Raw genomic sequence first — 9,543 nt, forward strand, 5'->3', positions numbered from 1 at the left:
ACCGCGATCTCCGACCTCGAGGTCGAGAATATCGAGGTCGACGGCCATATGTGGCACTTCAAATACCCGCTGGCCGGTGGCGAGACCTATGAATACGTCGAGAAAGACGAAGACGGGAACGTCACCTTGCGCGAAACGCGCGATTACATCTCGATTGCCACGACACGCCCCGAAACCATGCTGGGCGACGGGGCTGTCGCGGTGAACCCCAAGGACGCGCGCTATGCGCCCATCGTCGGCAAGCTGTGCGAAATTCCGGTCGGCCCCAAGGAACACCGCCGCCTGATCCCGATCATCACCGACCCCTACCCCGATCCCGATTTCGGATCGGGTGCGGTCAAGATCACGGGTGCCCATGACTTCAACGACTACGAGGTCGCCAAGCGCGGCAATATCCCGATGTATTCCCTGATGGACACCAAGGGGAACATGCGCGCGGACGGATTGCCCTATGCCGAGGAAGCCGCAGTCGCGCAGGCGATTGCGAATGGCGAGCAGGGTTTCGACGAGGCGATGATCGCCGCGATGAACCTTGTGCCCGACGAATACCGCGGACTGGACCGGTTCGAGGCGCGAGCCCGCGTGGTGGCCGACATCACGGCGGAAGGTCTGGCCGTCATGATCCCGAACCCGGCGGTGGGTTCCACCCACCCTACAGAGGACGAAGGTAGGGTGGGTGACAACCCACGCGATGACGCACCCGCTATGATCCCCTTCGTCGAAGCCAAGAAGATCATGCAGCCCTTCGGCGACCGCTCGAAAGTGGTCATCGAGCCGATGCTGACCGACCAGTGGTTCGTGGACAGCGCCAGGATCGTCGCGCCTGCGCTGGAAAGCGTGCGTTCCGGTCGCGTGAAAATCATGCCCGAGAGCGGCGAAAAGGTCTTCTTCCACTGGCTGGAGAACATCGAACCCTGGTGCATTTCACGCCAGCTCTGGTGGGGGCATCAGATTCCGGTCTGGTATGGTCTTGACCTTGGTGTCGAGGACGAAAGCAATCCTTCGGGCACATTGGACGAGGTCGAAATCCTCGGGCTGCTGCTTGACGGGCTGGTCCACCGTGGCACGGTCATGCACAGCGGCCCTGATCTGGAAAGCGTCAAGGGCGATTTCATCTTCGACAACGCGGATGTGCCCAGCCCCTTGAGCCATGCCAAGGTGATCGAAGTCGCCGACCGCGCCGAAGCCGTCGACCGCTTTGCCGCCAGCCTTGCGCAATACAATGTCACACAGGATCCGACCGTGCTGGAATATCCCGTCTGGCGCGACCCCGATGTCCTCGACACCTGGTTTTCGTCCGGTCTTTGGCCTTTCGGCACGCTTGGCTGGCCTGCGGATGACCCGGCGATGAAATACTTCCCCGGCGACGTGCTGGTCACGGGACAGGACATCCTCTTCTTCTGGGTCGCCCGCATGATGATGATGTCCGAGGCGGTGATGGGCCGCGAACCCTTCCACACCGTCTACCTGCACCAGCTTGTCCGCGATGCCAAGGGCGAGAAGATGTCGAAGACCAAGGGCAACGTGATCGACCCGCTGGACATGATCGACGCCTACGGGGCTGACGCGCTGCGCTTTTCCAACGCGCAGATGGCAGCCCTGGGTGGGGTGCTGAAGATCAGCGAGGACCGGATCAAGGGCTATCGCAACTTCGGCACGAAGCTGTGGAACGCCTTCAGCTTTGCCGACCACTACGACATCCCCTACCCCGGCGATGTCCCGATGCCCACCGCGACACAGACCCTGAACAGATGGATCATCGGCGAGACCGGCAAGGTGCGCGAAGCCGTCGATGCCGGGATGGAGGCCTACCGGTTCAACGACGTGGCCGACGCGCTTTATGCCTTCACATGGGGCAAGGTCTGCGACTGGTATCTGGAATTCTCGAAACCGATCCTGCAAGGCGATGATGCGGCGGCGAAAGCGGAGACCGAAAAGACCCTGCGCTGGGTGCTTGATCAATGCCTGGTCATGCTGCACCCGATCATGCCCTTCATCACAGAAGAACTCTGGGGCATGGGCCAGAGCCGCGCCAAGATGCTGGTCCATGCCGACTGGCCGACCTACCGGGCGGCTGATCTGCTGGATGCGGATGCCGACCGCGAGATGAACTGGGTGATCGCGCTGATCGAAAACACCCGCTCTGCCCGCGCGCAGGTGCATGTGCCTGCGGGGGCCAAGGTGCCTCTTCTGGTCAAGGGTCTCGACGCCCGGGGACAGTCCGCATGGGACAACAATGCGGCGCTGATCCAGCGTCTGGCCCGCATCGACAGCCTGACAGCCGTCGATGACTTTCCCAAGGGCTGCGTCACCATCCCGATGGAGGGCGGCACCTTCGCGATCCCGCTCGAAGGGCTGATCGACGTCGCCGCCGAAATCGACCGGCTGGAAAAGACGCTGCAAAAGTTGGGCAAGGAACTCGGCGGCCTGCGCGGGCGGCTGACCAATCCCAATTTCATCGCCTCGGCCCCTGATGACATCGTGGCGGAAGCGCGCGCGAATCTCGGATTGCGCGAAAATGAAGAAAGCCAGATCAAGGCGGCCATCGCGCGCCTGCAAGAGATCGGCTGACGCATCATCGGGGGCGGCTTTTCGGGTCGCCCCTGATTTCTTTCTCCCACGAAACTCCCGCCGGAGGCATAGACCACTTGCCAAAGTGGCCGCGCCCTCCTCAAATCACCGCCATGACCAAACCAACCCTCACACCCCTCGCCCAGTCCCTTCCCGCCTCGGTCCCCTTTGTCGGCCCCGAAGCGCAGGAACGCCGCATGGGCCGCCCCTTCGTCGCCCGTCTGGGGGCCAATGAAAGCGGCTTTGGCCCATCGCCCAAAGCCATCGCCGCCATGCAAGAGGCCGCCTCCGAGGTCTGGATGTATGGCGACCCTGAAAGCCACGATCTGCGCCACGCCCTTGCCGCGCACCACGGCGTCGCCCCCCAGTGCATCATGATCGGCGAAGGCATCGACGGGCTTTTGGGGCTGGTCGTGCGGCTTTATGTCGGTCAGGACGATCCGGTCGTGACCTCGGACGGGGCCTATCCGACCTTCAACTACCATGTCGCGGGCTTTGGCGGGGTGCTGCACAAGGTGCCCTATCAGAGCGACCACGAAGACCCCGACGCGCTGGTCGCCAGGGCGGCCGAAGTGGGCGCCAAACTGATCTATTTCGCCAACCCCGACAACCCGATGGGAAGCTGGCACAGCGCAGAGATCGTGCAGCAAATGATCGACCGCCTGCCCGAGGGCTGCCTTCTGATCCTCGACGAGGCCTATGTCGACCTCGCCCCCGAAGGCACGGCCCCGGCTATCGACACCGGCGCGGACAATGTGCTGCGGATGCGCACCTTTTCCAAGGCCCATGGCATGGCCGGTGCGCGGGTGGGCTATGCCATCGGCCACGCGGCGGTGATTGCGGGTTTCAACAAGGTGCGCAACCATTTCGGTATGTCGCGGATCGGTCAGGCAGGCGCAGTCGCAGCGCTCGCCGACGCGGAGTGGCTGGCGCATATCCGGACCTCCGTTGCAGCCTCCCGCGACCGGATCGCCGAAATTGCCCGGGCCAATGGGCTGACACCCCTGCCGTCGGCCACGAACTTCGTCACCATCGACTGTGGCAAGGATGGCGATTTCGCCCGTGCCGTCCTGAGCCATCTGGTCGGCGATGGCATTTTCGTGCGGATGCCGTTCGTCGCCCCGCAGGATCGCTGTATCCGCGTCAGCTGCGGACCGGATCGGCAGGTGCTTGCCTTTGCCGAGGCCCTGCCCAAAGCGCTGGCCGCGGCACACGAAAAATTAGGGTGATTTCTGACAGACTGCGGCTAATCTTCTGACGTCGAAGGAGTGTCGCATGTCTTACCGCCGCCCCGTGGAATCCGTTCAGGACTACACCAATGCGTTCCTTTTGTGGTTCGGGGTATTGCTGTTCATCGCCTTCTGCTTCATCGCCGCCGCCTTCGGTTTTCTCTGGGTTGCGGTCGTCGCCTATGCGCTGAACGCGACCTTCAGGTGGATCGGGCGCAGGATCAGCCGCCATTAGGCGCGGCAGCGGCAACCGCAGCGGCCGGGCCGGCAGATTTGACATCATCGTGATTTGCGTTCCAGTAGCGGGAACCGGCTAGCGGGGCCGGGTCTTATGCAAAGGGAAATGTCATGATGCTTCGCTCACTTCTATTCACCGCACCGGTCATTGCAGCGCTCGGGCTTGCCGCCGCGGCACAAACGATGGACCACAGCGGGCATGGTGCCGGACACGGGCAAGGCGGCGTCGATAGCCCGGCGACCGCGGCCTACATGGCCGCAAACGACGCCATGCATGGCGCTATGGCAATTCCCTTTACCGGCGACGCCGATGTCGATTTCATTCTCGGGATGATCCCGCACCATGAGGGTGCCGTCGCGATGGCCGAGATCGTGCTGGAATACGGCGAAGACGCCGAAGTCCGGGCCCTCGCCGCAGAGATCATCGCAGCCCAGGCTGTCGAAATCGCCTGGATGAAGGACTGGCTGGTGCGCAACGGCCACGCGACCGGCCAGTAACGCCTAGTCACATCGGGCGGCCAGCGCCCGCGACGCCGCCTCCAGCGCGCCTGTCCCATGCGGAATATCCAGCGCCTTGAGGCCGGCGTCGATCGTGCCCAGAACGGCCATCATCATGTGCCCGCTGACATGCCCCATATGGCCGATCCGGAAGAAGTCATCCGCAGGCTCGCGGCCAAGCCCGATACCCAGCGTCAGCCCGCATTGCTCTTCACACCAGCGCCGGATCGCGGTCCCGTTGGCCGCACCTGCCCCGACCGAGGTGACGGCATGCGACCGCTGGGCCGGATCCACCACGTTCAGGTGCAGCGGCCCATTCGTGGACCAGACGTCAAATGCGGCCCAGATCACCTCGGCCAGTTTCTGGTGGCGCAGGTGCACGGCATCCAGCCCCTCGTCCAAGATCATGTCGAGTGCGGCACGCAGCCCGTAAAGGTGATGCGTCGGGGCGGTGCCGTTGAAGTAGCGGAAATAAAGGTCCGGATCGGCGCGCGGACGCCAGTCCCAATAGGCGGTCACGCAATCCCCGCGCGCGGCCCGCGCCTTTTCGTTGAACCAGACAAAACTGACGCCCGCGGGCGTCATCAGACCCTTCTGGCAACCGGCGACCATCACATCGACACCCCAGGCGTCCATCTCGAACCGGTCACAGCCGAGCGAGGCGATGCAATCGACCATCAGAAGTGCGGGGTGACCGGCATCGTCCATCGCCTTGCGCAGGGCCGCGATGTCATTCCTGACGCTGGTCGAGGTGTCCACATGCACCGCCAGCACCGCCTTGATGGCGTGGTCCTTGTCCTGCGCCAGGGTCTCGGCCACGCGGGCGGGATCGACGGCAAGGCGTTGCCCGAAATCCAGCGTCTCGACCGCGGCGCCCATGCCTGCGGCCATATCGCCCCAGCCGATGCAGAATGTGCCCGTCGCCAGCACCAGCACCTTGTCGCCGCGCGACAGCACGTTGGCCAGTGCGGCCTCCCATGCGGCATGTCCGTTGCCGATGTAGATCGCCACATCCTTTTCGGTCCTGGCAACCCGCCTAAGGTCGGGGATCAGGCTGCGGGTCAGGTCATGCAGTTCGCCTTCATAGATATTGGGCGAGGGCCGATGCATGGCCTGCAGAACGCGATCCGGCATGACGGAGGGTCCGGGGATCGCGAGATAGGGACGGCCATGGGACAGGGACATTGGGACACCTTGCTTGTTCAGACTGCGCGACATTAGTCCTGCCCTTTCCAAGGTCAACCGTGCCGTTCTTGCCCTTGGCCCCCGATTGGCAGTAGACCCTCGGGTGACCGATCCGCAAAGGCATCCCATGGCGCCGCCAAAGCACGACCCTTCCTCGCCAGTTCAGCAGTCGGCGACCAGGCTCTTTCTCTGGCTCTGGCGGGACTATCTGCGGCATTACAAGCTTCTCTTGGGCGGAGCCGTCGTCCTGATGATGGTCGAGGGGCTGACGCTCGCGCTCTTCAGTCGGATGGTGCAGCCGATCTTCGACGATGTTTTCACCGCCGGAGAGCGCGGCGCGCTCTATTTCGTGGGCCTCGGGGTCATGGTGATTTTCTTTGTGCGGGCCGCCACATCGGCAGGGCAGCGCGTCCTGATGGCCAGCGTTCAACAATATACGGCAGCGGCGATGCGCAAGCATCTGTTGCGGCACCTGATGACGCTCGATTCGGGTTTTTTCCAGATCCATCCGCCGGGCCAGTTGATCGAACGCGTGCAGGGCGATGTGACCAAGATCAACAGCGTCTGGAGCAGCATCCTGACCGCGATCGCCCGTGATCTGGTGTCGCTGGTCGGTCTGCTTGGTGTCGCGCTTTGGATCGACTGGCGCTGGACCTTGATTGCGATCGTCGGCATCCCGCTGCTGGTGCTGCCATCGCTGATGGTGCAGGCCTATATCCGGCGCCGGTCGCGCAATGCCCGCGAGATCGCGGGGGATATCGCCACGCGGCTGGACGAGGTGTTCCATGGCGTCAACCAGATCAAGCTGAACGCGCTCGAAGACTATCAGACGCGCCGCTATGACACGCTGATCCAGAAAGGTGTACGGGCCGAGGTGCGCACCTCGGTCGGTCAGGCGGCGGTGCCCGCGCTGATCGACATCATGACGGGCATCGGCTTTCTGGGGGTGATGCTTTACGGCGGGGCCGAGATCATTTCGGGCGAAAAGACCAACGGCGAGTTCATGGCCTTCTTTACCGCCATGTCGCTGGCCTTTGATCCGCTGCGCAGGCTGGGCTTGATGAGCGGTCAATGGCAGATGGCGGCGGCCAGTGTCGAGCGGTTGCAATATGTCCTGAACCTGACCCCCACGATCAACTCGCCCGCGCAGACCAAACCTGTTCCGACCACCTCGCCCCGGATCGTGCTGAAGGATGTCGCCCTGCAATACGGCGATCTGCCGGTGCTGAAAGGGGCAAGCTTTGTCGCCGAGGCCGGCAAGACAACCGCGCTGGTGGGTGCATCCGGTGCGGGCAAGAGCACCGTCTTCAACGTGCTGACGCGTCTGGTCGATCCGCAAGGCGGCGTGGTGCAGGTCGGGGATCATCCGATCACGGACTACGATCTGACGGACCTGCGGGGGCTGTTTTCGGTCGTCACGCAAGATGCAGCCCTGTTCGACGAAACGCTGCGCGACAACATCCTTCTGGGGCGCGAGGACGTGTCAGAGGCACAGTTGCAAACCGTTCTCGACGCCGCGCATGTCAGCGATTTCCTGCCCGCCCTGCCCCATGGCCTCGACAGTCCAGCGGGGCCGCGCGGGTCGAACCTGTCGGGCGGTCAGCGCCAGCGGGTCGCCATCGCGCGCGCGCTTTTGCGGGACACGCCGATCCTGCTGCTGGACGAGGCGACAAGCGCGCTTGATACCAAATCCGAAAAGATCGTGCAGACAGCGCTCGAAAAGTTGTCGAAGGGGCGCACGACACTGGTGATCGCGCACAGGCTTTCCACGATCAGGGATGCCGATTCCATCGTCGTGATGGATCAGGGACGGGTTGTGGATCAGGGCGACCACCATACATTGCTGGCAAAGGGCGGGATCTATGCCGATCTGCACCGCCTGCAATTCAGCCAAGAGGAAACACAAAGCGATGTCTGACAGGTCTGTGCTGGCTTTAGGTGGAAACGACCGCATGTCCTTTCTGCAGGGGCTGGTGACCAATGATGTGAAGGCAGAAGCGGGGATCACCTATACCGCCCTGCTGACGCCGCAGGGCAAATTCATCGCGGACTTCTTTGTGATCACCGAAGCGGACAGGCTGCTGATCGACGTCGCAACCTCGCATTTGCAGGTGCTGGGCCAGAAACTGACCATGTATCGGCTGCGTGCGGATGTGACGATCGACATGACCGATCTGGTCGTCTCGTGCGGGACCGGACCCGCGCCCGAGGGCGCCTATCCCGATCCCCGCCATCCGGCGATGGGCTGGCGGCTTTATGGGTCAGAGGATGTCAGCGACGGCACCGACTGGGACGCGCTGCGCGTGGCACACCTGATCCCCGAAACGGGGATCGAGCTGACCCCAGAGACCTACATCCTCGAAGCGGGGTTCGAGGCGCTGCATGGCGTGAATTTCAAGAAAGGCTGCTTTGTCGGGCAAGAGATCGTCGCGCGGATGAAGCACAAGACGGTGCTGCGCAAGGGTCTGGCGCAGGTCCGCATCGACGGCACAGCGCAGACCGGCGACGAGATTACGGCCGAGGGAAAACCGGCAGGGACGCTTTATACGATTTCAGGGAACCGGGGGCTTGCCTTTCTGCGGTTCGACCGCGCGCAAGCCGAGATGCAGGCGGGCGAGGCAACCCTCACCCGCGTGACATAGCGCCTAGGCGCGTTCCATGTATTCGAAGGTCTCGGTATTGACGACGATATCCTCTTCCTGACCGACGAAGGGCGGGATCATGACGCGGACACCGTTGTCAAGGATCGCGGGCTTGAAGCTGTTGGCCGCCGTCTGACCTTTCACCACCGGTTCGGTCTCGACCACCTTGCAGACGACCTTTTGCGGCAGGGTCACATTCAGCGCCTCGTCGCCGTAGTATTCGATATGGACCGTCATGCCATCCTGCAGGAACGGCAGGCGCTCGCCCAGGATATCGGACGGCAGGGTGATCTGCTCATAGGTTTCGCTGTCCATGAACGTCAGCATGTCGCCGTCGACATAGAGAAACTGCTGATCCTTTTGATCAAGGCGCACGCGCTCGACCTTGTCGGCGGAACGGAAGCGTTCGTTCAGCTTGCGCCCGTCGCGCAGGTTCTTCATCTCGACCTGTGCAAATGCCCCGCCCTTGCCGGGCTTGACGTGGTCGACCTTGACCGCCGCCCAGAGGCCGCCGTCATGTTCCAGCACGTTGCCGGGGCGGATTTCGTTACCGTTGATCTTTGGCATTGTCGTGGTGCCTCAATTGAAGTGTTAAGGTTGAATGAAGAGTTGGCGAGCCTATATCGTCAGCGTGGGAAACTAGCAAGATCAGCAAAACAAGGCCGTGGCAGGCGCAAGGTATGCGCCAGGCGCATGACTGCCATGCAAAAACAGTCTCCCCGAATCGGATGGGAGCGGGCATAAAGGCCCGCACGCGGGAACTACAAGAGCAAAAAGAAGGAATAAGTATGCGAGATTTCGTCGACGGTACAGCGTTCAACAACGAACAAGGTAACCGTGCCCGTAAACTGTTTGCAGCCGTTGTACTGGCTGCTTTGGACGATGCGATTGCGGATGACAAGAAGTATGGCAATGGCCCCGAGCAGATCGCCCGCTGGGCGCGGTCGCGCGATGGCCGTGAGGTTCTGTCCTGCGCCGGGATCGACCCCAACGAACGCGTTGTTCAGGGGCTGATGGACTTCGTCGGCAAAGGCGTGCGGACTTCCGTTGCCCTGTCGCGCGAAGAAAGCGAACGTCGTCATGCCGCCGAACAAGAGGCGCGCGCAGCCTGAACCTGTCTGTAAACAGCTTGCAAAAAACGCGGCCCACGGGGCCGCGTTTTTCGTTTCGGGGATCAGAAC

General features: G+C 62.6%; 9 protein-coding genes. 7 read left to right on the forward strand and 2 right to left on the reverse strand.

Annotated features, from left to right (window positions below; translation table 11 throughout):
- The 4 genes from V7N12_RS12430 to copM form a co-directional block, all read left to right on the forward strand.
- The coding region (locus V7N12_RS12430) for a valine--tRNA ligase (RefSeq protein ID WP_333714922.1) at positions 1-2,571 on the forward strand (2,571 nt) is incomplete at its 5' end.
- 113 nt (positions 2,572-2,684) lie between these two features.
- A complete protein-coding gene (locus V7N12_RS12435) occupies positions 2,685-3,800 on the forward strand; it encodes a pyridoxal phosphate-dependent aminotransferase (RefSeq protein ID WP_333714923.1) in 1,116 nt (371 codons plus the stop codon).
- A 46-nt stretch (positions 3,801-3,846) separates the two neighbouring features.
- Entirely contained in the window at positions 3,847-4,035 is a 189-nt protein-coding gene (locus V7N12_RS12440) for a hypothetical protein (RefSeq protein ID WP_333714924.1), read from the forward strand.
- Positions 4,036-4,151: 116 nt separating this feature from the next.
- The gene (gene copM, locus V7N12_RS12445) at positions 4,152-4,535 is read left to right on the forward strand and encodes a CopM family metallochaperone (protein ID WP_333714925.1); all 384 of its coding nucleotides are present in this window, start codon (positions 4,152-4,154) and stop codon (positions 4,533-4,535) included.
- A gap of 3 nt (positions 4,536-4,538) precedes the next feature.
- On the opposite strand, the gene V7N12_RS12450 is transcribed toward copM, so the two are convergent.
- Positions 4,539-5,720, reverse strand: coding sequence for a pyridoxal-phosphate-dependent aminotransferase family protein (locus V7N12_RS12450; protein WP_333714926.1), 1,182 nt, complete (start codon positions 5,718-5,720; stop codon positions 4,539-4,541).
- Positions 5,721-5,847: 127 nt separating this feature from the next.
- Here V7N12_RS12450 and V7N12_RS12455 point away from each other — a divergent pair, with 127 nt between their 5' ends.
- Together V7N12_RS12455 and ygfZ are read left to right on the forward strand one after the other, a co-directional pair.
- Positions 5,848-7,638: an ABC transporter ATP-binding protein gene (locus V7N12_RS12455; RefSeq protein WP_333714927.1), complete on the forward strand. Its 1,791-nt coding sequence runs from the start codon at positions 5,848-5,850 to the stop codon at positions 7,636-7,638.
- On the forward strand, positions 7,631-8,362 hold the full coding sequence (gene ygfZ / locus V7N12_RS12460; RefSeq protein ID WP_333714928.1) for a CAF17-like 4Fe-4S cluster assembly/insertion protein YgfZ: 732 nt from the start codon (positions 7,631-7,633) through the stop codon (positions 8,360-8,362). The genes V7N12_RS12455 and ygfZ overlap by 8 nt, the downstream gene beginning before the upstream one ends.
- A gap of 3 nt (positions 8,363-8,365) precedes the next feature.
- On the opposite strand, the gene efp is transcribed toward ygfZ, so the two are convergent.
- Positions 8,366-8,929 carry an elongation factor P gene (gene efp, locus V7N12_RS12465; RefSeq protein ID WP_333714929.1) on the reverse strand — a complete coding sequence of 188 codons (564 nt, stop codon included), beginning with the start codon at positions 8,927-8,929 and terminating at the stop codon, positions 8,366-8,368.
- 221 nt (positions 8,930-9,150) lie between these two features.
- Here efp and V7N12_RS12470 point away from each other — a divergent pair, with 221 nt between their 5' ends.
- The gene (locus V7N12_RS12470) at positions 9,151-9,474 is read left to right on the forward strand and encodes a DUF6280 family protein (RefSeq protein ID WP_333714930.1); all 324 of its coding nucleotides are present in this window, start codon (positions 9,151-9,153) and stop codon (positions 9,472-9,474) included.
- The last annotated feature ends 69 nt before the right edge of the window (positions 9,475-9,543 follow it).

Origin of the sequence: Yoonia sp. (assembly GCF_036770585.1) — a bacterium.
GTDB lineage: Bacteria > Pseudomonadota > Alphaproteobacteria > Rhodobacterales > Rhodobacteraceae > Yoonia.